The following is a 21,485-nucleotide window of genomic DNA, read 5'->3' as shown; positions in this document are numbered from 1 at the left end:
CCGTTAAACCTCATGGCCAGACCTCCCACTCCAGCTCCAGGGGGAGTTCCTCCTGGATGCGCTCCAAGAGCGCCAGCACGTCCTTGGCGGTGGCCTGGCCCAGGTTGACGATGAAGTTTCCGTGTTCCAAGGACACCATGGCGTCCCCCACCCGCAGGCCCTTCAGGCCCCGCTCATCGATGAGGCGGCCCGCGGACTGGCCCGGGGGGTTTTTGAAGGCGCAGCCCGCGCTCTTCTTCTTGGGCTGGCCCTTCCTGGCCGCGTCCACCTCGGCCATCCGCCGCCAGATCTCCTCCCTCGGGCGCTCTTCCAGCCGGAGCTTCACCCGGGTCACAATCCCCCCTGGGGGGAGGCGGCTTTGCCGGTAGCCGAAGCCCAGCTCCTCGGGGAGGTAGACCTGAAAGCGGCCCTGGTGGAAGATCTCCACCGCCTCGAGGACGTCGGCCATTTCCCCGAACCGGGTGCCCGCGTTCATCTTCACCGCCCCCCCCACCTGGGCGGGGATGCCGAGAAGCCCCTCGAGCCCGGAAAGCCCCGCCCGCGCCGCCTCCTGCACCAGGAGGGGGAGGAGAACCCCCGCCCCCACCCAGCCCTGGAGGTCGTAGGCCTGGAACTCCCCGGCCAGGCGGATCACCCGCTCCGGTACCCCCTCGTCCCGGACCAAGAGGTTGGAGCCGTTCCCCAGGACGCGGTAGGGGGCCTCCGTGGCCGCTTTCAGCTCCTCGCGGCTTTCCACCGTCCAAAGCTCCGCCGGTCCTCCCACCCCCAGGGTGGTGTAGTCCTTGAGGAGCACCCGCTTAACCTTCATGGGCAAGCCTCCGGGCCAGTTCCGTGACGTCTCCCGCCCCCAGGGCCAGCCAGAGGTCCCCGGGGGCTGCCGTGGACCGGGCGTAGGCCAGGGCCTCCTCCTGGGTCAGGAAGCGGGCGGCCTTGCCCCGGGTCTGGAGCCTGTGGGCGATCCTTCTTGCCAGCTCCTCGGGGTCCACCCCCGCCTTTTCCCCCGCGGTGTAGACGGGGAGGACCACCACCTCCTCTGCCCCCTCCAGGGCCTGGGCGAAGGCCTCCCACAGGGCCAGGGTCCTGAGGAGGCGGTGGGGCTGGAAGAGCACCCGCACCCTCCGGCCCAGGAGGAGGGCGGCCTCGATGGTGGCCCGCACCTCCGTGGGGTGGTGGGCGTAGTCGTCCACCACCAGGGCCCCCCCCACCTCCCCCACCCGCTGGAAGCGCCGCCCTACCCCGGGGAAGCGGGCGAGGCCCGTGAGGATGGCCTCCTCCGCCACCCCGAAGGCCAGGGCGGCCAGGGCCGCGGCCAGGGCGTTTTGCACGTTGTGGGCCCCCGGCACCTGCAGGCGGGCCTTTCCCAGGGCCTTGCCCCGGTGCACCAGGAGGAAGCGGCTTCCCGTGGCCTCCAGGACCACCTCCTCCGCCCAGAGCTCCCCCCCGGGCCCGAAGAGCCTCCGGGGTAGCCCCTGGGAAAGGGCCAGGAGGGTGGGGTCGGAGGCGGGGACCACCGCCACCTGGGCCCCCGCCAGGAAGCCCTGGGTGGCCTCCATGAGCTCCGCGAAGCTCCCGTGGTAGTTGGGGGCCTTCTCGCCGCTTGGGGCGATGTGGTCGGCCTCGAGGTTGGTGACCACCGCCACCCCTACCCGGACCCCCTGGAAGAGGGGGTCGGACTCGTCCACCTCCGCAAGCCTTGGGCCCTTCCCGTGGCGGGCGTTCCCCGGCAAGAGGGAAAGCTCCCCTCCCAGGAGCACCCAGGGGTCCAGGCCCGCGGCCAGGAGGATGCTGGCCAGCATCCCCGTGGTGGTGGTCTTGCCGTGGGTCCCCGTCACCCCCAAGGAGGGCCCCTGGGCCAAGAGGTGGGCCAGGAGCTCCATGCGTCTCAGGATCCGCATCCCCCTCCTCCTGGCCTCCGCCACCTCCGGGTGGTCCAGGGGGATGGGGGTGGGCACCACCAGGGTGTCCTCCGCCCCCAGGTGGGCCGGGTCGTGTCCGGAATGGACCGGTACGCCCAAGGCCTGGGCCCGCTTTCCCGGCCTCAGGTCGCACCCGGTGACCGCCACCCCCTCCGCCTGTAGGAGCCGGGCCAGGGCGCTCATGCCCACCCCCTCAATGCCCATGATGTGCGCGCGCCTCATAGGTACTCCTCCAACCAGTCCGCGATGCGTCCGGCGGCCCCTCTGGGGGAGAGGCGGTCCATGGCCTCGCGGTAAGGCTCCGGACGCGCCAGGATTGCCTCCACCTGGCGGGGGAGCTCCTCGTAGACCCCGAGCTCCGCCGCCCCCGCCTCCCGGTAGGCCCGGGCGTTGGCCGCCTGCGCCCCGCCGTCCAGGCTTGGGGGCAGGGGGAAGAGGAGGGCGGGAAGGCGGTGGAAGGCGGCCTCCGCCAGGGTGCCCGCCCCGGCCCGGGAGAGGAGGAGATCGGCGGCGCTCATGGCCAGGGGGGTGTCCAGGAAACCCGCCACCCGGTAGTCCTCCTCCTCCAGGTGGCGGTAGCGGGCAAGCCAGCGCTCCCCCACCTGGTGGAGCACGGCAAGGCCCAAGGGCTTGAGGAGGGGGGGGAGGTTCTCGTTGAGCTCAAGGCTTCCCTGGCTTCCCCCCAGGACCAGGAGGAGGGGCTTTCTGGGGTCAAAGCCCAGGCGGGCCTTGGCCTCGGCCTGGGGGTAGCGCACCTCCCGCACCGGGTACCCCGTGACCCGCGCCTTGCGGGCAAGCCAGGGGGGCAGGGCCACGGGCACGGAGAGGGCGAGGCCCCTGGCCAGGGGGGCCAGGGCCCGCACGGCCAGGCCCGGCTTGGCGTTTTGCTCGTGGAGGAGGACGGGCACCCCCCAAAGCTCCCCCCAGAACGCCCCGGGGAAGCCCGCATAGCCCCCGGTGGAGAGGACCGCCTTGGGGCGGTTTTTCCGCAGGAGGGCTTGGGCCTGCCCCAGGCCCCGGAGGAGCTTCCAAGCCTCCCCCGGCCTCAGGGCGCTCCGGTCCAGCTTGCCCGCGGGGATGAGGGCGTGGGGCAGGCCGCTTGCGGGGAGGAGCCTGGCCTCGAGGCCCCCCTCGGCCCCCAGGTAGAAGACCTCATGCCCCCGGCGCCGGAGTTCCTGGGCCACCGCCAGGGCGGGGAAGAGGTGGCCCCCGGTGCCGCCCCCGGTCAGGAGGACCATCCTGCCACCTCCTTGCCCTGGGCTTCCCGGGCCAGCCGCAAAAGCACCCCCACGGCCAGGCCCGAAACCAGGAGGGAACTCCCCCCGTAGGACACCAGGGGCAGGGGCACCCCGGTCACGGGCAGGAAGCCCACGGTGACCCCGATGTTCAAGGCGGCCTGCAGGGTGAGGTAGAGGGTGAGGCCCAGGGCCACCAGGCTTTCCGGGCCCTTCAGCCTGAGGGCCAGGGCGAGCCCCCGGGCGAAGATGAGGAAGTAGAGGAAGAGGACCACGAGCCCCCCGAGCCAGCCGGTGGCGAAGACCACGCTGGCGAAGACCATGTCGTTGTGGGCCTCGGGGAGGTGGGGGAGGGTCCCCCCGGGCCCCTGGCCCAGGGGCCCCGCCAGGACCAAGGCCTTCTGGGCCTGGGTGACCTGGTAGGCGGTGTGGGCCGGGCTGGCTTCCCCCTGTAGATAGTCCAGAAAGTTTGTGAAGCGTTCGGAAACGTAGCGGAAGCGGGCGAAGTAGTACCCCGAGAAGGGGGCGAAGGCCAAAAACCCCGCCAGGGTCACGGTGATGAGCCTCCGCCAGGGAACGCCAGCGAAAACGAAGAGGAGGCCGCTTAGGGTGAGGAGGAAGAGGGCGGTGGCGAAGTCCGGCTCCACCAGCACGAGACCTGCCACCCCTGCCGCCAGGACGGCGGCCCCCACGATGGGGTAGTCGTTCCCCTTCCGCCCCACGAAGGAGGCCAGGTAGAAGACCAGGGCCACCTTGGCCAGCTCCGAGGGTTGGAAGGCCACGGGCCCCAGGTAGAACCAGCGGCGGACCCCGCCCGGGCCACCCCCGAGGACGAGGACCAGGAGCAAGAGGGCGAAGGTGCCCAGGAGGAGCAGGCGCCCCTGGCGCAGGTAGAACCGGGGGGGGATGAGGACCCCCAGGAGGAGGGCCAGCAGGGCCAGGGCCACCCGCAGGAGGTGGTCGGCGAGGAGCCCGGGCTCTGCCGCCCCTACCCCCAGGAGCCCGAAGGCCAGCAAGAGGAGGGCGCTCAGGAGGAGGACGGGGTCCACGGCTCACCTCCCAAGGCGAAGACCGCTTCCCGAAAGGCCTGGGCGCGGTCCCTGTAGTCCTTGAACTGGTCGAAGCTGGCGGCCAGGGGGGCCAGGAGGACGCTTCCCCGCTCCAGCCGCTTCAGGGCCTCGGCCACCGCCCGTCTTAGGGCTTGGCGCCCCTCGGGTTCGGGGATTTCCACCACCTCGGTCCCTTCCCCCAGGGCCCGGGCCATCTTGGGCCCGTCCCGGCCGATGGCCAGGATGAGGCGTACCCGGGGGAGAAGGGCCTTGAGGGCCTCGAGGTCCGCCCCCTTGTCCTCCCCCCCCAGGATCCAGGCGATGGGGGCGGGGGCGGCCTCTAGGGCGGCGGCCACCGCGGGGGTGCGGGTGGCGATGGAGTCGTCTATGAAGACCACCTCTCCCTTGCGGGCGAAGACCTGGAAGCGGTGCGGGGGGCTGGGAAGGCTTTGGAGGCTTTGGTGGAGGGCTTCCGGGTCAGGCTTCCTGCCCAGGAGGTCCAGGTAGGCGCGAAGGGCCTGCAGGGCGGCCCGCAGGTTGGTCTCCCGGGGGTTCGGCCCCGGGGTAAAGGGGTAGGGGCGGGCGGGGGAGCGCTCCGCCGCCTCCCGCACCCGGGGGTCCTGGGCGTTGTAGACCAGGGCCTCCTCCCGGGTCAGGTTCCTCAGGAGGTTGAGCTTGGCCTGGTGGTAGGCCTCGAGGCTCCCGTGCCGGTCCAGGTGGTCCACCCCCAGGTTCAGGAGGACCGCCACCCTGGGGCGGAAGCCGTGGATGCGCTCCAGCTGGAAGCTGGAAAGCTCGGCCACCGCCACCTCCGCCAAATCCACCACGCTCACCAGGGGGGGGTCCACGTTGCCCCCCTCCAGGGCCCTTAAGCCCTGGCCCCGGAGGAGGTGGGCGGTGAAGAGGGTGGTGGAGGTCTTCCCCGCGGTGCCGGTGATCCCGATGATGGGGGTGGAGGCGAGGCGGTAGGCCAGCTCTGCCTCGCCCAGAACCCGCGCCCCCCTTGCCCGCAGGCGCTCCAGGTGGGGGTGGTCAAGGGGCACCCCGGGGGCGGCCACCACCTCCGGGTACGTCCCTTCCAGGTCCCAGTCCGGGGTAAACCCCAGGGCCAGGGCCTCCCGCACCTCGGCTTCCTTGGGCCGGTCATCGTAAAAGCGGGCGGGAAGCCCCCGCTTTCTCAGGAAGGCCAACACCCCAAGCCCGCTCCTTCCCAGGCCGTAGACCAGGATCATGCCCAACCCCCAAAGGCCAGGGCCGTGGCCAGGGCGGTGAGGAGGGCGAAGCGGAAGACGATCTTGGCCTCCCCCCAGCCCGAAAGCTCAAAGTGGTGGTGCAAGGGGCTCATGCGGAAAAGCCGCCTCCCGGTGCGCCGAAAGTAGAGGACCTGGGCCACCACGGAGAGCACCTCCATGACGGGCACGATGGCCGCCAGGGGCAAGAGCCAAAGCTTCCCCGTGAGGACGAAGAGCCCGGCCACCATGGCCCCCAGGGCCTGGCTTCCCGTGTCCCCCATGAAGACCTTGGCCTTGGGGGCGTTGTGCCACAGGAAGCCCAGGACGCCCCCCAGGAGGGTCTGGGCGAAGGGGTAAGGGTAGAAGGGGAGGAGGAGGATGGCGGTCACGCTGGCCAAAAGCCCGTCCAGGCCGTCGGTGAAGTTGAAGGCGTTGGCGGCCCCCACCACGGCCAGGGCCACCAGGAGGACGTCCAGGATGGGCCAAGGGGTGTAGGCCACCTGCCGCACCGCGAAGAGGGCGAAGACCAGGGCCATGAGCCCTTGGTAGAAGAGCTTTTCCCGCGCCCTCATGGGGCGCTCGCGGCTTCCCCCCAGGTCGTCCAGGAGGCCCAGGAGGGCGAAGCCCAGCCCCAAAAGCCAAAGGCTCCAAAAGGCGTCCCGCCCCAGGAGGAGGTAGGCCAGGAAGGCGGCCGAGAGGAAGGCCACCCCTCCCATGCTGGGGGTGCCCTCCTTGGCCAAATGGCTCTTGGGCCCGTCCTGCCGCACCCTTTTCCCCAGGCCCAGGCCCTTCATCAAGCCGATCCAGACCGCGGTGAGAAGCCAGGAGAGGAGCAGGGCTAAGGCCATACCACCTCCTTGCAGGAAACCACCCGCTCGCCGGGGCTTAGGTAGACCGCTTCCCCCCAGAGGGCGAAGTCCTCCGCCTGGGCCAGGGGCTTAACCCCTTCCGGGCGCACCAGGTAGACCCCGTCCAGCAGGGCCACCACCCCGCAGGCGCCGGCCTGGGCCTTGCGGGCCGGGTGGGGGAGGGGAAGGGTGAGGCCCTCGGGGTGGAAGTAGGCCTCCTGGCCCAGGGCCACCACCCTTTCCTCCCAGACCACCACCTGGCGGAAGGGGCCGGGCCGCACCAGGGCCTCCCCCAGGTGGAGCCCCTCCCCGTCCACCCAGTAAAGCCCCTCCGGGGTCAGGGCCGCGTCCAAGGCGGGGTAGGGGTAGAGGCGCTCCTCCGTCCAGACCCCGCTTCCCAGGCCCACCGCCAGCCGGGGCGTGGCCCGCAGGAAGCGGGGCACCCCCGGGAGGGGGAGGCTTTCCAGGGTGCCCTCCCGGTAGCGCAGGAGCTGGTAGGGGTAGGCGGCGTAAAGGGTCTTTCCGTCCGCGTCCAGGAAGAGGGGGCTCCCCGGCAGGGCCACCTGGAACCGGCCCGTGACCAGGCCGCCCGTGGCGAAGCCCCCGGGGTAGGGGAGGGTGGGGGCCGTGGCCGCCAGGGGGGCGCAGGCGGCGAGCAGGGCCAGGTAGGGGATGGGGTTTAGGCGTCCCATAGTTCCAAGATCCGCTCCAGGCTAAGGGCCCTCGAGGCCTTCAGGTACACCAGATCGCCGGGCTTCACCCGCGCCTTCAGCCAGGAGAGGGCTTCCTCCAGGCTTTCCGCCCTCTCCCCCCCCAAGGCGGCCTGGGCCTGGGCGTGGGGGCCCAGGTAGAGGGGCTTAAGCCCGAGCCGGGCCGCCTCCTCCGCCACCTCCAGGTGAAGCCGCCTGGCCTCCTGGCCCAGCTCCCGCATCTCCCCCAGCACCACCCACTTCCGCCCCGGCTGGCTGGCGAGCCAGCGCAGCCCCGCCTTGACGGAAAGGGGGTTGGCGTTGTAGGCGTCGTTGAGAAAGACGACCCCCCCCTTCTCCTTCCGCTCCATGCGCCCGGGGGGAAGGCTTAAGGAGGAAAGCCTTGCCGCCACCTCCCCGGGGTCTTGGCCCAGGAGTTCCGCCACCGCCAGGGCCGCGAGGGCGGCCAGCGCCGGGCCCAGGCCGGGGTAGGGTAGGCGCACCGCCCAGCGCCGGTAGCGGAAACGGCTCTCCGTGGCGAGGAGCTCCAGGTCCTTCCCCGGGAAGGTGGCCTCGCCGAAGCCGTAGGTGGGGTGCGCCTGGGGGTAGCCGAAGCCCCGGAGCACCTCCGCCGCCTGCAGGCTCACCAGGGCCTGGGGAGCCTTTAGGAGGAGGCTTTCCTCCCGCACCACCCCCTCGAGGCTCCCGAAGGCCAGGAGGTGCTCCTCCCCCAAGGCCGTGAGCACGGCGAGGGCGGGGCGGGCCAGGTCCATAAGCTCCGCCATCTCCCCCACCCGGTCGATCCCCAGCTCCACCACGGCCCCAGGGGCCTCGGGGGAAAGGTTCAGGAAGAAGCGGGCCAGGGGGGGGGCAGTGTTCTGGTTTCCCGGAGGGGCGGGAAACCCCAGGCCCTGGGCCAGGGCCTCCTTGGTGGTGGTCTTGCCCGTGCTGCCCCCCACGGCCACCACCACCCGGGGGAAGAGACCCCTTAGGGCCCGCCCCAGGTGGAGGAGGGCCTGGCGAGTATCCCGGACCTCCACCGTGGCTTCCCCGGGGCGGTCCGAGAGGACCAGGTGGGCCCCCCGGGCCAGGGCCTCGCCCGCAAAGGCGCGGCCATGGGTCCTCTCCCCCGGAAGGGCCACAAAAAGGCTCCCGGGGCCCACTTCCCGGCTGTCCCAGTGCAGGTCGTGGACGGGCTTGCCCCCGGGGTGGAGCCTTCCTCCCACGGCCTCGGCCACCCACTCCGGCGTCAGTTGCCTAACATGAGTAAGATACACAAGCCACTCACCGTCCTCCAGCATAGGGGGGCAGGCCCCGGTAGGCCAAGAGCGAGGCGGCGATCTCCCGGAAGATGGGGGCGGCCACCTGGCTCCCGTTGATCTCGCCCTTGGGGTGGTGCACGGCCACCAGCACGGTGTAGAGGGGCCGGTCCCCGGGCACGAACCCGGCGAACCACGCGGTGAAGACCTCGCGGGAGTAGCGCCCCTCCACCACCACCTGGGCCGTCCCCGTCTTTCCCGCCAGGGGGTAGCCCGGGAGGTGGGCCCTGGGGGCCAGGCCTTCCGCCAGGGCCTGGCGTACGCTTCGGGCGGTGCTTTCCGAGAAGACCCGCTCCGCCTTGGCCTCCTGGTGGGCGAAGAGGCGGGGCGGCCGGTAAAGGCCGTCCCGGAGGGTGGCGAAGGCCGCGGCCAGGTGCAAGGGGGTGATGAGGAGGCCCTGGCCGAAGGTGTGGTTGGCGTAGGCGGCCCGGCTCCAGGTCTGGGGCGGCCGCACCAGGGGCGGGGCCACCCGGATTCCAGGAAGGGGTTTTGGGTCCGTGAGATGCAGCCTTTCCAGGTAGGTGTGGAAGACCTCTTTGGGAAGGGCTTCGGCCAGCTGGCTGATCCCCACGTTGGAGGAGTACTTGAGCACCTCCGCCAGGGTGAGGACCGGGGGGTGGGGCACCGCGTCGCGGATGGTCCAGCCGTCCACCACCCGGAAGGGCGGGGCCTCCACCCGGGTGGTGAGGGAGGCGGCCCCTTCCTCCAAGAGGATGGCGGCGGTGAGGGCCTTGAGGGTGGAACCGGGTTCCAGGGGCACCAGGAAGGCGTGGTTGCGCCAGGAGATGTCCTGTTCCGGGTCCTTGCGGGGGGCCAGGGGGTCAAAGGCTGGTCCGTTGGCCACGGCGAGGAGGCGACCCTCAGCGTCCAGGACCAAGGCGGTGGCGAAGGCCCCCCGGCTTCGGGCCAGGCCTTGCCAGAGGGCCCGCTCCGCCATGGCCTGCACCCAGGGGTCCAGGGTCAGGGTGAAGGACCGGCCCTCGGAGAGGGCCCCGTTCAGGTCCCGCTCCAGGCCCTCGAGGCCCCTCCCGGACCCCCGCTCCCCAAAGCCCAGGAGCTGGCTGGCGCTTTGGCCCAAGGGATAGTGGCGGCCCCCCTTTAGGGTCAGGGCCAAGGGCGTCCCGTCCTGGGCGTAGAGGGCGCCCCGGACCGGGGCCGGGGGAGGGGGAGCGGGCTGGAGCCTGGGGGGGTGGCTCACCAGGGCGTAGACCCCCAGGAGGAAGAGGAGGGACCAGGCGGCCAGCCCCGCCAGGACCAAGGGCACCCGGCTGACCCCGGTGGTCACGGGGCCCACCTCCCCCGGCTCATGGGCACGAAGCCCTGGCTCTCGGCCCACTCCAGCACCCGGTGGGGCTGGGTCTGCCGCCACTTTTCCTGGAGCAATGCCTCTTCCTTGGCCTCTAGCCGGGCGAGCCGCTCCTTTAGGGCCTGGAGCTCTGCCTTTTCCACCTGGTTGCGGTGCCCGGCGGCCAAGACCAGGAGGAGGCCCACCAGGTAGAGGAGGCCGAAGCGCCAGGCGGCCCTCATGCCCCCTCCTTCTCCCCGGCCCGGAGCTTGGCGCTCCGGGCCCTGGGGTTCTGGGCCACCTCCTCGGGGCTTGGGGTGATGGGCTTCTTGGTGAGGACCTTAAGGCCGCTTTCCCTGAGGAAGCGCTTCACCAGGCGGTCTTCCAGGGAGTGGAAGGTGATGACCACGAGCCTCCCCCCCGGGGCCAGCACCTCCTTGGCCTGCTCCAGGAACTCGGCCAGGGCGGGAAGCTCCTCGTTCACGTACATGCGCAGGGCCTGGAAGGTCTTGCGGGCGGGGTGGCCGGCTTTGCGGAAGCCCACCGCCTGGCGCACGATCTCCGCCAGCTCCGTGGTGGTGCGGATGGGGCGCTTCTCCCGGGCGGCCACGATGGCCTTGGCGATGCGGTAGGCCTGCTTTTCCTCCCCCAGGTCCCGCAGGATGCGGTAAAGCGCCTCCAGGGGGAGCCGGTTCACCACCTCTTCCGCGGTGGGTCCCTCTTCCCCCATGCGCATGTCCAGGGGGCCCTCCCTCTGGTAGCTGAAGCCCCGGCTGGGCTCGTCCAGGTGGAAGCTGGATACCCCGAGGTCGGCCAGGATGCCCGCCACCCGGTCCACCCCGGCCTCGGCCAGGGCCTCCTTGAGGTGGCGAAAGTTCCGCTTTAGCACCTTAAGCCCGGGAAGCCCCAGGGCGCGGGCCCTTTCCACCGCCTCCGGGTCCTGGTCCAGGCCGAGGACCAGGCCGCCCCGCTCCAGGATGCCCCGGGCGTGGCCCGCGCCTCCCAGGGTGGCGTCCACGTACACCTCCCCAGGCCGCACCTGGAGGAGGTCTAAGGCCTCCTTGTAGAGGACGGGGGTGTGCTGGGGAGTGGTCTCCATAAATCCCTATCCGATAAGTCCCCGCAGGGCCTCGGGGGCCGGCGGGTTGCGCATGATCTCCTCAATGGCCTTCCACCAGCGTTCCTGGCTCCAGATCTCCAACCGGCCTGGAGCCCCGGCGATGACCACCTCCCCGCCCTCCTCGAGGCCCGCGAACTGGCGCAAGGGCGGAGGAATCAGCACCCGGGAAGCATTGTCCATGCGGGTCTTGTGGGCCCCCGAGTAGAAGAAGCGCACGAAGGCCCGGGCCTGGGCGTCGGTGAGGGGGAGGTTCACCAGCTGTTCCTCAATCTTGCGCCAGCGATCCGAGGGGAAGACGTAGAGGCAACCCTCCATGCCCCGGGTGAGCACCAGCCCGTCCTCGAGGAAGTCCCGGAAGGGGGCGGGGATGACCACCCGCCCTTTGTCGTCCAGGCTGTACTGGTACTCGCCGAAGGGCATCTCCCACCCGCTCCCACCTTCCGGGGTATGGGCCCTGGGCCTGTGAGGGCGCCTTTGGCCGTACCCAGGAAAGGCTTTTCGGCCCAAAGTATACCATGGTCCTCCCACAGTTTTCCACCACGTCCCACCTATGACCCACCAGGGCCCCACCCCCGGGGAAAACAAAACCCCGAGCCGAAGCTCGGGGTCCAGGACAGGGCGTAAGCCGGGTTCTGTTTTCCGCGGTCATCTCTCTGGGACCGGTGTCGCCACCGGCCTCAAGCGGCCCATCCCGCAGGTTTTGACGGGCCGGGCAAGCCCTTCCTGCCTACTGGGCCTTGCACCGGGTGGGGTTTGCCGTGCCGCCCCTGTTGCCAGGAGGCGCGGTGGGCTCTTACCCCACCGTTTCACCCTTGCCCGCACCGGGGAGGCCCCGGCCGCTGGCGGTCTCTTCTCTGTGGCACTTTCCGTCGGGTTACCCCGCCCAGCCGTTAGCTGGCACCCTGCCCTATGGTGCCCGGACTTTCCTCACCCAAGGGGGTTGGCCCTCGGGCGCGACCGCACCCCTGTCCTGGGGCACCTTTCATCTTACCAGGGATGCGGGCTAAAGTGAAGGCGTGCGGCTACCCTGGTACGCCCCCTGGCTCCTCTTGCTCTTGGCCCTGGTGGGGCTTGGGGTGCTGGGGCTCCTCTGGCTCCTCGGGTTTTTGGGCCTCGCCCTGGGCGGCTTGGCCATGGCCTGGAAGCGCCTTCGCCGCCTCTTTGGCCCCCCGTGGCGGCGCCTGCCTCCGCCCTAAGGCAGGTGTTGCGGGAAGGCCCGGAGGGGGCTAGACTAATAGATGGCTTTCGCACGGCCAAGACCGTGCGCCAGGAGGACACCGTGAAAGAAGGCATCCATCCCAAGCTGGTGCCCGCCCGCATCATCTGCGGTTGTGGCAACGTCATCCACACCTACTCCACCAAGCCGGAGATCCACGTGGAGGTCTGCAGCAAGTGCCACCCCTTCTACACGGGGCAGCAGCGCTTTGTGGACACCGAGGGCCGGGTGGAGCGCTTCCAGCGCCGCTTCGGCGACAGCTACCGCAAGGGCCGCTAACCACCCCGCCGAGGCTTCCCCCTCGGCGGGGGCCCCAAAGCGCGTGGAGGCTCGGAGGGGCCAGCCCCTCCGGGCTTTTCTCCGTCCCAGGCCGGGCGTAGAATGCCCCGGGAGGAAGGATGCCGCCCACCCTTCACCGCCAAGGATGGATTGAGGTCATCGTGGGGCCCATGTTCTCCGGGAAAAGCGAGGAGCTTATCCGGCGGGTCAAGCGGGCCCTGATCGCCAGGCAAAGCGTGGCGGTGTTCAAGCCCAGGCTGGACAACCGCTACCACGAAAGCCACGTGGTCAGCCACGATGGGGAACGGGTGGAGGCGCTTCCGGTGGCCAGCGCCGCGGAGATGGAGGCCCACCTTGCCTCCCTGCCGCAGGTGGTGGCCGTGGACGAGGCCCAGTTCCTGGACCGGGGCCTGGTGGGTCTGGCGGAGCGCCTGGCCCAGCAAGGGGTGCGGGTGATCTTGGCGGGGCTGGACCTGGATTTCCGGGGCGAGCCCTTCGGCATCATGCCCGAGCTTCTGGCCCGGGCGGAGTTCGTGGAAAAGCTCACCGCCATCTGCGTGCGGTGCGGGGCGCCCGCCACCCGGACCCAGCGCTTGGTGGACGGCCTGCCCGCCCGCTACTCCGACCCCATCATTCTCGTGGGGGCAAAGGAGCGCTACGAGCCCAGGTGCCGGGCCTGCCACCAGGTGGTCTACTGAGCCAAGGGGAGCGCCGTGCCCTTCCGCTTCTTAAAGCGGATTTCCAGTACGCCCTGACGCAGGCTGGCCTGGGCGGTGCCCTCCTCTATGGGCCCCGGTAGGTCCAAGGTGCGGCGGAAGGTGCCCATGGGCCTTTCCTCCAGCAGGTAGACCCCGGGGAGGGGGTGGCGCACCCCGGCCAAGGTGACCCGGTTTCCCTCCTCTAAGAGTTCCAAGTCCTCGGGGCGCACCCCGGGGAGGTCCACCAGGAGCACGTAGTGCTCGTCCTCCTCCAGGAGGTCCACCCGGGGGGTCCAGGCGGCAGGTTCCAGGGGGTAGCCTTCGGGTCCGATGCCGGCGAGCTGATAGGCCAGCTCGTTGATGCGCTCCTGCAGCTCCTTCAGCTTGCGCAGGGTCTCCAGGCGGTCCAGGCGCTCCAGCATGCCCTTAGCATAAGGGATGTGGAAGTCCTACCCGTGCTGGCAGGCCCCACGGGGAGCGGCAAAACCCTCCTGGCCCTCCGGTTGGGGGAGGAGCTACCCCTCGAGGTGGTGTCCGCGGACGCCACCATGGTCTACCAGGGCCTGGACATCGGCACGGACAAGCCCACCCTCGAGGAACGGGAGCGGGTGCCCCATCACCTCGTGGACGTCCTGCCCCCCTCCGAGGCCATGAGCGTGGCCCGGTTTCTGGACCTGGCGGAGGCGGCCATCGCCCAGGTCCTCTCCCGGGGGCGGGTGCCCTTGGTGGTGGGGGGGACGGGGTACTACATCCGGGCCCTTTCCGAGGGCCTTCACCAGCTTCCCCCGCCCGATGAGGAGGTCCAGGGGGAGATCTGGCGCGAGCTGGAAGCCAAGGGTCGGGAGGCCCTGATGGAAGCGCTTTTCCGGGCCAGCCCCGAGGATGCCGCCCGGGTGGCGGGGAACCCCCGGAGGCTGGTGCGGGCCCTGGAGGTCCTCCGGCGCACGGGCACCCCGCCGGCCCGCTTTCCCCGGCGCCCGCCCCGCTTCCGCTACAAGAAGCTCGTCCTCTGGCCCGAGCGGGCCTGGCTTTTCCCCCGGCTGGAGGAGAGGGCCAGGCGCCAGTTCGCCCGGGGGCTGGTGGCGGAGGTGAGGTCCCTTCTGGCGCACTACCCCCGCATCCCCACCGCCCTCCAGGCCATCGGCTACAAGGAGGTGGTGGGCTACCTGAAGGGGGAGTACAGCCTGGAAGAGGCCCTTTTGCGGGACATCCGGGCGGTGAAGGCCTACGCCAAGCGCCAGTACACCTGGTTCCGCCACGAGCCCGGGGACGTGACCTACCTTCCCCGGGGTGGGGAGGAGGCCTACGTGGGGTTTCGCGACTGGCTCCGCCTCCACTTCGGGCTATAGTGGGGGCATGCTGGCCCACGAGATCCGCGCCAAGGTGGCCCGAGGGGAGGTCTCCCCCCTGGAGGTGGCCGAGGCTTACCTGGAACGGGTCCGCCGCCTGGACCCGGGCCTGGGGGCCTTCCTCAGCCTGAACGAGAACCTTCTGGAGGAGGCCCGGAGGGTGGACCCCGCCTTGCCCCTGGCGGGCCTCCTGGTGGCCGTCAAGGACAACATCGTCACCAAGGGCCTCCCCACCACGGCGGGAAGCCGGCTTTTAGAGGGCTTCGTGCCCCCTTACGAGGCCACGGCGGTGGCCCGGCTCAAGGCCCTGGGGGCCCTGGTCCTGGGCAAGACCAACCTGGACGAGTTCGGCATGGGCTCCTCCACGGAGCACTCCGCCTTCTTCCCCACCAGGAACCCCTTTGACCCTTCCCGGGTCCCCGGGGGGAGCAGCGGGGGCAGCGCCGCGGCGGTGGCGGCCGACCTGGCCCCTTTGGCCCTGGGCTCGGACACCGGGGGGAGCGTGCGCCAACCCGCGAGCTTCTGCGGCGTGTACGGGCTCAAGCCCACCTACGGCCGGGTGAGCCGGTTCGGCCTCATCGCCTACGCCTCGAGCCTGGACCAGATCGGCCCCATGGCCCGCTCCGTGCGGGACCTGGCCCTCCTCATGGACGCCGTGGCCGGACCCGATCCCCTGGACGCCACCAGCCTGGACCTCCCCCCCCGCTTCCAGGAGGCCTTGCAAGAACCCTTGCCTCCCCTGCGTTTGGGCTTGGTGCGGGAGGGGCTTTCCGGAAATAGCCAGGGGGTGGAGCGGGCCCTGGAGGAGGCCCTCCGGGTCTTCCAGGGCCTGGGCCTCGCCGTGAAGGAGGTGTCTTGGCCTTCCTTGCCCCTGGCCCTCTCCGCCTACTACATCCTGGCCCCCGCGGAGGCCAGCTCCAACCTGGCCCGCTACGACGGAACCCTGTACGGGGCGAGGGCGGAGGGCGAAGCCCTTTGGCCCGTGGTGGAGGCCACCCGGGCCCGCTTCGGCCTCGAGGTGAAGCGGCGCATCCTGGTGGGAACCTTCGTCCTCAGCAGCGGCTACTACGAGGCCTACTACGGCCGGGCCCAGGCCTTCCGGAGGCGTCTCAAGGCCGAGGCCCAAACCCTCTTCCAGGAGGTGGACCTCCTCCTCCTCCCCACGACCCCCCACCCCGCTTTCCCCTTGGGGGGGCGTCCCGACCCCCTCGCCATGTACCGGGAGGACCTCTACACCGTGGGGGCGAACCTGGCGGGGCTTCCCGCCCTCTCCTTCCCCGCGGGGTTTGAGGAGGGGCTTCCCCTGGGGCTCCAGCTCCTCGCCGCCTGGGGCCAGGACGAGCGGCTCCTGCGGGCCGCCTTGGCCTTTGAGGAGGCCACGGGACGGGCCTTCCTCAAGGCCCCGCTGGGAGAGGCCCTCTAGTGGACGCCACCCTCCGCTACCGCATGGCCACGCGCCTGGCCCGGAGGCTCAGGGCCGAGGGGCGGCCCCTGCCGGTGCCCCTTTTGGGGGAGGCCCTGGGGCTCAAGGGGCCGGTGGGGCCCATCCTGCGGCCGCTCCTGGACGGGCGCTTTATCCCCGGGGAGGAGGTGGGGCTTTGGGAATGGCGCTACCCCTTTCCCCACCCCGGGGAGGCGGTGGTGGTCCTGGACCTGGAGACCACGGGCCTGGCCCCGGGGCTGAACGAGATTATCGAGGTGGCCCTGGTGCGCCTGGAGGGGGGAGAAAGGCGGGCCTTCCAGAGCCTGGTGCGCCCCAAGCGCCCCCCCAGCCCCTTCATCCAGCGGCTCACGGGCATAAGAACCTGGGAGCTGGAGGAGGCCCCGCCCCTGGAGGCGGTGCTGGAGGAAGTCCACCCCCTCTTGGAGGGGGCCACCCTGGTCATCCAGAACGCCCCCTTTGACCTCTCCTTCCTCCGCCCGGCCCTGGAGGCCCTGGGCTTCCGCTTGGAAAACCCGGTGGTGGACACCCTCCGCCTGGCCAAGCGGGCCATGCGGGGCCTGCCGCGCTATGGCCTGGACGCCCTGTCCCAGGTCCTGGAGCTTCCCCCCCGGGGGGAGCACCGGGCCTTGGAGGACGTGGAGCGCACGCTTGCCGTGGCCTACGAGGTGTATTATATGCTCACTTCAGGTAGCCCCCGTCCGCTTCGGGACCTCGGGAGGTGATATGACCGCGCGCTATGTTCTGACCAGCGCCTGTATTCAGACCGGGACCATGGCCCTCACCCTCTCCCTGCGCCAGAACCTCCTCGGCAAGGAGCGGGTGCGCTTCGTGGACGAGGAGGGGGAGGTCTACGAGGCCGAGGTGGACTGGCGGCAAGGGGTGGTGCGGGGGCTTTTGCCCTACTACCAGAAAAGGCGGCTTTCCGCCAACGAGACCATCCTCCTTTACTTCAGGGGCGAGGAGGTGGAGCTCAAGGCGGCCCCCAGGAACCTGCCCCGGGCGGGCGTGCCGGGGGAGGTCCGGGAGGTGGGGCGAAGGGAAGAGGAGGCCCAAGGGGGTAGCGAGCCCAGGTTGGAAAAGCGGCGGGTCCGGGTCACCCCTTACCCCAAGGAGGTGCTCTTCCCCCACGAGCCGCAAAGGGTCCTGGAGCCTCCGGGGGTGACCGAGGACCTGAGGCGGCTGGGTTTCCACCTGGAGGGAGGGCCCCCTTGGGTGTACCGGGCTCCCTTGGGGCGCCGCCAGGTGGTCCTCGCCCTGCTGCGCCCGGGGGAAGGGGAACTGGCCCTCCTCAAGCCCTACCGGGGGCCTGGGTCCTACGCGGCCCTCCTGGCCCCGGAGTCGCAGAAGGAGGCGGTGCCCGAGGGGCTCGGCTACCTTTCCCCCGAGGCGGTGAACCGCCTGGTGCGCCTCAAGGCCCGTTTCCCCCTTTCCCCTCTGGACCTGGAAGACCTCCTCTGCCAAGGGCGGGTGGACCTGGAGGCGGTGGAGGCTCTGGAGGACCGCCTGGTGGCCGAACTCTCTGAGCGGGGGGCCTTTGCCGCCCTCCTCCTCCTCCTGGCCCAAAAGCCCATGGGAGAGGTCTTCCTCTTGGCGGACCTCGAGGCCGAGGCCCTGGAGGAGGGCCTCATCCCCGAGGTGGTGCGCCAGGGGGTGGAGCTTCTCGCCCAGCCTCCCTTCCTGGTGCTCAAGCGCCTGTCCCCCGGGGAGTTCTTGCTCCGCCAGGAGGTGGAGGAGGCCCTTTCCGACCTGCAGGCCTTTGCCCAGGGGCTGAAGGACCGCCTCAGCCGGGTCCGTGGGGGCGCTTGACCAAGGTGGCCTCCCCCAAGGCCAGGTCAAAGCTTCGGCGGGCCCGCTCCTTCAGGGCCGCCACCTTTTCCCAGTCGGGGATGCGGCCGTACATGGCCGCCTTGGACAGCTTGATGGGATCGCCGGGAAGCTCCTGGAAGTAGGCTCCGGCCTCCTTGGCGAAGGCCGCCACCTTGGGGTCGTAGGAGAGGGCGGCAAAGGGGGTGCCGGCCGCCGCCGCCAGGATGAGCCCGTGCAGGCGCATGGAGATCACATATCCCGCCTGGGCGGCCAGGTAGAGCACCCGCCGCGGGTCCGAGGTCTTCTCAATGCGGTGGAGGTAGAAGACCTCCGCCACCTCGTCGTCGTAGCCGGGTTGCAGGAGGAGGACCAGCACCTGCTTGCCCTCGTGCACCAGGTGGTTGGCGGTGATGTAGAGGTTTTTCAGGGCCTCCTGGCCCACCCCGGCCCGGGGAATGACCAGGACCAGGTCCTCCTCCCGCTTCACGGGCGGGGGGGTGAGGAGCAGGGCGGGGTCGGCCCCCAAGGTGGCGGGAAGGCCAAGCCGCCTGGCGTAGTCCAGGGAATCCTGGTCCCTGAGGATGAGGGGGACGTCCCTTAGGGCCCGCTGGACCTGGCGCTCCCCCCAGGGGGAAAGGGGGCCCAGGGACTGGTTGAAGACCACGACCCGCTTGCGGAAGAAGCGGGCGAGCCGCAGGACGGACAGGTAGTAGAGAAGGCTTAGGGAACTGGTGGCGTCCTGCAAGAGCCCTCCGCCCCCCAGAAGCCACAGGTCCGCCTGCAAGAGGGCCAGGGGGTTCAGGCGGTTGGCCGCCCGGATCCCGTGTTCCCCCGCGGTGCGCCTGGGGTCGCCGGAAAGGGCTAAAACCCGGTGGCCCCGGGCTTTGAGCTCCCGGGCGATGGCCTCCAGGATGGCCTCGTCCCCCGCGTTTTTGAACCCGTAGTACCCCGCTACCCCGACCACCATGCCCTTAGCCTCCTTACCAGGATAACCCCGAGAAGCCCCAGGAGAAGGCCGAGGAGGGCCCCGTTCACCACCCGGAAGAGGGAGATGAGGAGGGGGGTGTGGAAGTGGCTGAAGGTGTTGAGGATGGAGGCCACGCCCAAGGCGGCCAGGAAGAGGAGGCCGTTTTGCATCCAGCGGGGCCAGGGGAGGAGGAGGGCCAGGGGGAAGAGGGCGTGGCCGAAGACCTCCTTGAAGCGGGGCCGCACCATCACCTCCTGCAGGAGGCTCCGGAGCTTGAGCTCCAGGTCAGGGACGATGGGGGCATCGTTCCCGCGCCGGAGGAGGGCCAGGCCCAGGAGGAGGAGGGCCAGGCCCGCCAGGGCCACCTCCCCCAGGCGCAAGGGGTGGAGGAAGAGCCGGGTGAGGCTTCCCTTGAAGTCCCGGTCCAGGAAGCTTAGGGCCACCAGGAGGGGGGGCAGGAGGAGGGTGAGGGAGACCCCCTTGAAGGCCTGGAGCCCCAGGACCGTGGCCGGGGTGGAGCCCAAGGCGGAGAGGAAAACCGCCCCCGCCAGGGCATACCCCAGGGTGCGGAGCCAAAACCACAGGCCGTTCCTGGGCCCCAGAAAGCCCAGCACCGGGAAGACCAGGGCGGCGAGGAGGGCCCCGGCCTGGCTTCCCGCATAGCCCAGGGCGAGAAGGAGAAGGAGAAAGGCCACCAAGGGCCCGTAGACGGGTAGGCCCAGGGCGAGGAGGCCAAGCCCTGCCAGCACCCCTACCCAGGCGGCGTGGCGCCAGGGGCTTGGGGCGAAGTCCCGGGGCTTGGGGTGGCCGAGGGGGATGGCGCTCGCCTCCAGGCCTTGAAGGAGGCGCTGGAGGAAGCGGACGGTGTCCTCGGGGTAGGGGTAGGGCCTGAGGTATAGGAGCTGGTGGCCCCGCTCCCTGGCGGCCAGGACGTACTTGTCCGCGGCCTCCAGGGGGTCTAGGGTGAGCTGCCACTCGTAGCGCAGGCTGAAGAGGCGGAGGACGCCCCGCTCCTGGAAGGCGGCGAGGCCGGGTTGGGGCGTGCCCTCGATGAGGGCCACGGGCACCTGCACCAGGGCCTCTGCCTCCTCCAGGCGGTAGGGGTAACCCAGGGCCTCGAGGCCCGCGAAGACCACCGCATCCGCCTCCTTGGGGACCAGGGGAAGGGCGGGGTCCAGGAGGCGGTAGCGGTGGTTGATGGGGCGCACCACCACGAAAAACCCCGCCTCCTTGGCCCCCCGGACCTCCTCCAGGGGGTAGAAGGCGGGGAAGGCCTGCACGTCCACGGGAAAGCCAAGCCAGGGGCCAAGCCTTTCCGTGGGGAGCCCGTAGGCCCCCTTCAGGAGGTCCAAGAGCCAGGGCTCGCCCTTCAGGTAGTACCAGGAAGGCCTTGCGGGAAGGCCGGACTCCAAAAGCTCCCGGCCGTTCCGGTAAAGGAGCGCCCCCTGGGCCACCCAGTCCTTCACGAAGCGCTCGGGGAAGGCCACGCCCTCCACCCCAAGGGCCCGGTAGGCGGCGAGGGCCTCCAGGAGGCCACGCCCCTGGGCCCGGGCCTCCTCGCGCACCGCCTCGGCATCCACCACCAGGACTACGGGGCCAGGGCGCTCGGCCCGCATGCGGGGCAGGAGGGAGAGGAGGGAAGGGGCCAAGGCCAGGAGGATGAGGAGGTTCAGGAGGCGCTTCATGCCACCCCCATCCACGCCAGGCGGGCTAGGGCGCTCTTGCCGCGCGCCGTTTCCCCGGCGATGCCGATGACGAAGGGCTTAGGAAACTCGCTCACCCTTCCATGATAAGGGTGGGGAAGCGGGTTTCCCTCGGGCTACCGGGCCACGGCCTCCCGCTCCTGGGCGTGGCCGATGGTGGCGTCGGTCTCCACGTCAAAGGCGTGGAGGCGGGAGGTGTCCGCCAAAAGCTCTACCCGGTCCCCGGGCTTCACGGGGGCGTGGCCGTCCACCTTGGCCACCAGGACCGCGCCGTCCACGCTCACGTGGATCTCCGTCTCCGCTCCCAGGGGTTCGGCCACCTCCACCTCGCCCCGGATGACGTTTTCCTCCTCGGGGATTACCGTGTAGCCCTTTAGCCCCAGGTGCTCGGGCCGGATGCCCATCCACACCTCCTTGCCCGCATAGGGCCGTGCCGCCTGGGCCAGGGTGGCGTTGGCCCGCACCCGGAAACCGGGGGCGGTGAGGTAGAGCTTCTCCCCTTGAACCTCCACCCGGGCCTTGATGAAGTTCATGGAGGGGCTGCCGATGAACCCGGCCACGAAGCGGTTGGCGGGGAAGTCGTAGAGGTTTAAGGGGGTGTCCACCTGCTGGATCTCCCCGTCCTTCATGACCACGATGCGGTGGCCCAGGGTCATGGCCTCCACCTGGTCGTGGGTCACGTAGATGGTGGTGACCCCAAGCCTCCGCTGGAGCTTGGCGATCTCCGCCCGCATCTCCACGCGGAGCTTGGCGTCCAGGTTGGAGAGGGGCTCGTCCATGAGGAAGACCTTGGGCTCGCGGACGATGGCCCTTCCCATGGCCACCCGCTGGCGCTGGCCGCCCGAGAGCTCCCGGGGCTTGCGGTTGAGGAGGTGCTCGATCTTGAGGATGCGGGCGGCCTCCTTCACCCGCCGGTCAATCTCGTCCTTGGGGTAGCGCCTGAGGCGGAGCCCAAAGGCCATGTTCTCGTAGACGTTCATGTGGGGGTAGAGGGCGTAGTTCTGGAAGACCATGGCGATGTCCCGGTCCTTGGGGGGGACGTCGTTCACCAGGCGGTCGCCGATGTAAATTTTGCCCTCGGAGATCTCCTCCAGCCCCGCGATCATCCGCAAGGTGGTGGTCTTCCCGCAGCCACTGGGCCCCACGAAGACCACGAACTCCCCGTCCTCGGTCTCCAGGTTGAAGTCCTTGACCGCCACCACCTTGCCGAAGCGCTTCCACACGTGCTCCAGCTTTACCTTGGCCATCGGTTCCTCCCTTACCCCGCGCTTTGAGCCCCTTTGGCCCATCGGGGGTACGGCCTGATTTTAACAGGGCCTTCACCCCCCGT

Annotated in this window: 23 protein-coding genes and 1 other RNA gene; 7 read left to right on the top strand and 17 right to left on the bottom strand. The window is 70.5% G+C overall.

The window, feature by feature from the left end:
• Positions 1 to 10: 10 nt before the first annotated feature.
• The 13 genes from ACYQ0J_RS02650 to rnpB form a co-directional block, all read right to left on the bottom strand.
• A complete protein-coding gene (locus tag ACYQ0J_RS02650; protein WP_460170638.1) occupies positions 11 to 808 on the bottom strand; it encodes a UDP-N-acetylmuramate dehydrogenase in 798 nt (265 codons plus the stop codon).
• On the bottom strand, positions 798 to 2,138 hold the full coding sequence (gene murC, locus ACYQ0J_RS02645; RefSeq protein WP_460170637.1) for a UDP-N-acetylmuramate--L-alanine ligase: 1,341 nt from the start codon (positions 2,136 to 2,138) through the stop codon (positions 798 to 800). Before murC ends, ACYQ0J_RS02650 begins: the two co-directional genes overlap by 11 nt.
• Positions 2,135 to 3,154 carry a UDP-N-acetylglucosamine--N-acetylmuramyl-(pentapeptide) pyrophosphoryl-undecaprenol N-acetylglucosamine transferase gene (locus tag ACYQ0J_RS02640; protein ID WP_460170636.1) on the bottom strand — a complete coding sequence of 340 codons (1,020 nt, stop codon included), beginning with the start codon at positions 3,152 to 3,154 and terminating at the stop codon, positions 2,135 to 2,137. Before ACYQ0J_RS02640 ends, murC begins: the two co-directional genes overlap by 4 nt.
• Entirely contained in the window at positions 3,142 to 4,200 is a 1,059-nt protein-coding gene (locus ACYQ0J_RS02635; protein WP_460170635.1) for an FtsW/RodA/SpoVE family cell cycle protein, read from the bottom strand. The genes ACYQ0J_RS02640 and ACYQ0J_RS02635 overlap by 13 nt, the downstream gene beginning before the upstream one ends.
• On the bottom strand, positions 4,179 to 5,432 hold the full coding sequence (locus tag ACYQ0J_RS02630; RefSeq protein WP_460170634.1) for a Mur ligase family protein: 1,254 nt from the start codon (positions 5,430 to 5,432) through the stop codon (positions 4,179 to 4,181). The genes ACYQ0J_RS02635 and ACYQ0J_RS02630 overlap by 22 nt, the downstream gene beginning before the upstream one ends.
• Entirely contained in the window at positions 5,429 to 6,280 is an 852-nt protein-coding gene (locus tag ACYQ0J_RS02625; protein ID WP_460170633.1) for a phospho-N-acetylmuramoyl-pentapeptide-transferase, read from the bottom strand. Before ACYQ0J_RS02625 ends, ACYQ0J_RS02630 begins: the two co-directional genes overlap by 4 nt.
• On the bottom strand, positions 6,271 to 6,972 hold the full coding sequence (locus tag ACYQ0J_RS02620; protein WP_460170632.1) for a hypothetical protein: 702 nt from the start codon (positions 6,970 to 6,972) through the stop codon (positions 6,271 to 6,273). The genes ACYQ0J_RS02625 and ACYQ0J_RS02620 overlap by 10 nt, the downstream gene beginning before the upstream one ends.
• Positions 6,960 to 8,270, bottom strand: coding sequence for a UDP-N-acetylmuramoyl-tripeptide--D-alanyl-D-alanine ligase (locus ACYQ0J_RS02615; RefSeq protein ID WP_460170631.1), 1,311 nt, complete (start codon positions 8,268 to 8,270; stop codon positions 6,960 to 6,962). Before ACYQ0J_RS02615 ends, ACYQ0J_RS02620 begins: the two co-directional genes overlap by 13 nt.
• Positions 8,254 to 9,573, bottom strand: coding sequence for a peptidoglycan D,D-transpeptidase FtsI family protein (locus ACYQ0J_RS02610; RefSeq protein ID WP_460170692.1), 1,320 nt, complete (start codon positions 9,571 to 9,573; stop codon positions 8,254 to 8,256). The genes ACYQ0J_RS02615 and ACYQ0J_RS02610 overlap by 17 nt, the downstream gene beginning before the upstream one ends.
• Positions 9,570 to 9,815 carry a hypothetical protein gene (locus ACYQ0J_RS02605; protein ID WP_460170630.1) on the bottom strand — a complete coding sequence of 82 codons (246 nt, stop codon included), beginning with the start codon at positions 9,813 to 9,815 and terminating at the stop codon, positions 9,570 to 9,572. Before ACYQ0J_RS02605 ends, ACYQ0J_RS02610 begins: the two co-directional genes overlap by 4 nt.
• A complete protein-coding gene (rsmH, locus tag ACYQ0J_RS02600; RefSeq protein ID WP_460170629.1) occupies positions 9,812 to 10,672 on the bottom strand; it encodes a 16S rRNA (cytosine(1402)-N(4))-methyltransferase RsmH in 861 nt (286 codons plus the stop codon). The genes ACYQ0J_RS02605 and rsmH overlap by 4 nt, the downstream gene beginning before the upstream one ends.
• Positions 10,673 to 10,678: 6 nt before the next feature.
• Positions 10,679 to 11,113, bottom strand: coding sequence for a division/cell wall cluster transcriptional repressor MraZ (mraZ, locus tag ACYQ0J_RS02595; protein WP_460170628.1), 435 nt, complete (start codon positions 11,111 to 11,113; stop codon positions 10,679 to 10,681).
• A gap of 185 nt (positions 11,114 to 11,298) precedes the next feature.
• An RNA gene (gene rnpB / locus ACYQ0J_RS02590) (RNase P RNA component class A) lies at positions 11,299 to 11,666 on the bottom strand.
• 43 nt (positions 11,667 to 11,709) lie between these two features.
• On the opposite strand from rnpB, the gene ACYQ0J_RS02585 reads away from it, so the two are divergent.
• From ACYQ0J_RS02585 to ACYQ0J_RS02575, 3 genes are all read left to right on the top strand, one after another.
• Positions 11,710 to 11,889, top strand: a complete 180-nt coding sequence (locus ACYQ0J_RS02585) for a hypothetical protein (protein ID WP_460170627.1) — start codon at positions 11,710 to 11,712, stop codon at positions 11,887 to 11,889.
• Positions 11,890 to 11,972: 83 nt separating this feature from the next.
• Positions 11,973 to 12,188, top strand: a complete 216-nt coding sequence (rpmE, locus tag ACYQ0J_RS02580; protein WP_026234242.1) for a 50S ribosomal protein L31 — start codon at positions 11,973 to 11,975, stop codon at positions 12,186 to 12,188.
• A gap of 119 nt (positions 12,189 to 12,307) precedes the next feature.
• Positions 12,308 to 12,886 carry a thymidine kinase gene (locus ACYQ0J_RS02575; RefSeq protein ID WP_460170626.1) on the top strand — a complete coding sequence of 193 codons (579 nt, stop codon included), beginning with the start codon at positions 12,308 to 12,310 and terminating at the stop codon, positions 12,884 to 12,886.
• Here the strand turns inward: ACYQ0J_RS02575 and ACYQ0J_RS02570 are convergent.
• Complete coding sequence (locus tag ACYQ0J_RS02570; RefSeq protein WP_460170625.1) at positions 12,880 to 13,308, bottom strand: Hsp20/alpha crystallin family protein; 429 nt, start codon at positions 13,306 to 13,308, stop codon at positions 12,880 to 12,882. The genes ACYQ0J_RS02575 and ACYQ0J_RS02570 overlap by 7 nt on opposite strands.
• A gap of 18 nt (positions 13,309 to 13,326) precedes the next feature.
• On the opposite strand from ACYQ0J_RS02570, the gene miaA reads away from it, so the two are divergent.
• Genes miaA through ACYQ0J_RS02550 form a run of 4 tightly spaced genes read left to right on the top strand, consistent with a single transcriptional unit; the run spans position 13,327 to position 17,485 of the window.
• Positions 13,327 to 14,235 carry a tRNA (adenosine(37)-N6)-dimethylallyltransferase MiaA gene (miaA, locus tag ACYQ0J_RS02565; protein ID WP_460170624.1) on the top strand — a complete coding sequence of 303 codons (909 nt, stop codon included), beginning with the start codon at positions 13,327 to 13,329 and terminating at the stop codon, positions 14,233 to 14,235.
• 7 nt (positions 14,236 to 14,242) lie between these two features.
• Positions 14,243 to 15,658, top strand: a complete 1,416-nt coding sequence (gene gatA / locus ACYQ0J_RS02560) for an Asp-tRNA(Asn)/Glu-tRNA(Gln) amidotransferase subunit GatA (RefSeq protein WP_460170623.1) — start codon at positions 14,243 to 14,245, stop codon at positions 15,656 to 15,658.
• The gene (locus ACYQ0J_RS02555) at positions 15,658 to 16,401 is read left to right on the top strand and encodes a 3'-5' exonuclease (RefSeq protein WP_460170622.1); all 744 of its coding nucleotides are present in this window, start codon (positions 15,658 to 15,660) and stop codon (positions 16,399 to 16,401) included. The genes gatA and ACYQ0J_RS02555 overlap by 1 nt, the downstream gene beginning before the upstream one ends.
• 1 nt (position 16,402) lies before the next feature.
• Positions 16,403 to 17,485 carry a hypothetical protein gene (locus ACYQ0J_RS02550; protein ID WP_460170621.1) on the top strand — a complete coding sequence of 361 codons (1,083 nt, stop codon included), beginning with the start codon at positions 16,403 to 16,405 and terminating at the stop codon, positions 17,483 to 17,485.
• On the opposite strand, the gene csaB is transcribed toward ACYQ0J_RS02550, so the two are convergent.
• From csaB to ACYQ0J_RS02535, 3 genes are all read right to left on the bottom strand, one after another.
• Positions 17,460 to 18,452 (bottom strand): polysaccharide pyruvyl transferase CsaB, encoded by a 993-nt coding sequence (csaB, locus tag ACYQ0J_RS02545; protein ID WP_460170620.1) that lies wholly within the window; start codon positions 18,450 to 18,452, stop codon positions 17,460 to 17,462. The genes ACYQ0J_RS02550 and csaB overlap by 26 nt on opposite strands.
• Positions 18,437 to 20,137, bottom strand: coding sequence for a DUF5693 family protein (locus ACYQ0J_RS02540; RefSeq protein ID WP_460170619.1), 1,701 nt, complete (start codon positions 20,135 to 20,137; stop codon positions 18,437 to 18,439). The genes csaB and ACYQ0J_RS02540 overlap by 16 nt, the downstream gene beginning before the upstream one ends.
• 134 nt (positions 20,138 to 20,271) lie before the next feature.
• A complete protein-coding gene (locus ACYQ0J_RS02535) occupies positions 20,272 to 21,402 on the bottom strand; it encodes an ABC transporter ATP-binding protein (RefSeq protein ID WP_460170618.1) in 1,131 nt (376 codons plus the stop codon).
• Positions 21,403 to 21,485: the final 83 nt, after the last annotated feature.

The organism is Thermus sp. FJN-A (assembly GCF_054655095.1).
The sequence above is the reverse complement of the archived record's forward strand: the minus strand, read 5'-3'. Positions and strand labels throughout refer to the sequence as shown.

What these genes read in the sequence shown, in the direction of transcription:
- ACYQ0J_RS02570 (WP_460170625.1), bottom strand. Translation starts at nt 13,308, where the DNA reads ATGCTGGAGCGCCTGGACCGCCTGGAGACCCTGCGCAAGCTGAAGGAG.
- murC (WP_460170637.1), bottom strand. Translation starts at nt 2,138, where the DNA reads ATGAGGCGCGCGCACATCATGGGCATTGAGGGGGTGGGCATGAGCGCC.
- ACYQ0J_RS02540 (WP_460170619.1), bottom strand. Translation starts at nt 20,137, where the DNA reads ATGAAGCGCCTCCTGAACCTCCTCATCCTCCTGGCCTTGGCCCCTTCC.
- ACYQ0J_RS02620 (WP_460170632.1), bottom strand. Translation starts at nt 6,972, where the DNA reads ATGGGACGCCTAAACCCCATCCCCTACCTGGCCCTGCTCGCCGCCTGC.
- gatA (WP_460170623.1), top strand. Translation starts at nt 14,243, where the DNA reads ATGCTGGCCCACGAGATCCGCGCCAAGGTGGCCCGAGGGGAGGTCTCC.
- ACYQ0J_RS02575 (WP_460170626.1), top strand. Translation starts at nt 12,308, where the DNA reads ATGCCGCCCACCCTTCACCGCCAAGGATGGATTGAGGTCATCGTGGGG.
- csaB (WP_460170620.1), bottom strand. Translation starts at nt 18,452, where the DNA reads ATGGTGGTCGGGGTAGCGGGGTACTACGGGTTCAAAAACGCGGGGGAC.
- ACYQ0J_RS02625 (WP_460170633.1), bottom strand. Translation starts at nt 6,280, where the DNA reads ATGGCCTTAGCCCTGCTCCTCTCCTGGCTTCTCACCGCGGTCTGGATC.
- ACYQ0J_RS02605 (WP_460170630.1), bottom strand. Translation starts at nt 9,815, where the DNA reads ATGAGGGCCGCCTGGCGCTTCGGCCTCCTCTACCTGGTGGGCCTCCTC.
- rsmH (WP_460170629.1), bottom strand. Translation starts at nt 10,672, where the DNA reads ATGGAGACCACTCCCCAGCACACCCCCGTCCTCTACAAGGAGGCCTTA.
- ACYQ0J_RS02630 (WP_460170634.1), bottom strand. Translation starts at nt 5,432, where the DNA reads ATGATCCTGGTCTACGGCCTGGGAAGGAGCGGGCTTGGGGTGTTGGCC.
- mraZ (WP_460170628.1), bottom strand. Translation starts at nt 11,113, where the DNA reads ATGCCCTTCGGCGAGTACCAGTACAGCCTGGACGACAAAGGGCGGGTG.
- ACYQ0J_RS02535 (WP_460170618.1), bottom strand. Translation starts at nt 21,402, where the DNA reads ATGGCCAAGGTAAAGCTGGAGCACGTGTGGAAGCGCTTCGGCAAGGTG.
- ACYQ0J_RS02650 (WP_460170638.1), bottom strand. Translation starts at nt 808, where the DNA reads ATGAAGGTTAAGCGGGTGCTCCTCAAGGACTACACCACCCTGGGGGTG.
- ACYQ0J_RS02640 (WP_460170636.1), bottom strand. Translation starts at nt 3,154, where the DNA reads ATGGTCCTCCTGACCGGGGGCGGCACCGGGGGCCACCTCTTCCCCGCC.
- ACYQ0J_RS02550 (WP_460170621.1), top strand. Translation starts at nt 16,403, where the DNA reads ATGACCGCGCGCTATGTTCTGACCAGCGCCTGTATTCAGACCGGGACC.
- ACYQ0J_RS02615 (WP_460170631.1), bottom strand. Translation starts at nt 8,270, where the DNA reads ATGCTGGAGGACGGTGAGTGGCTTGTGTATCTTACTCATGTTAGGCAA.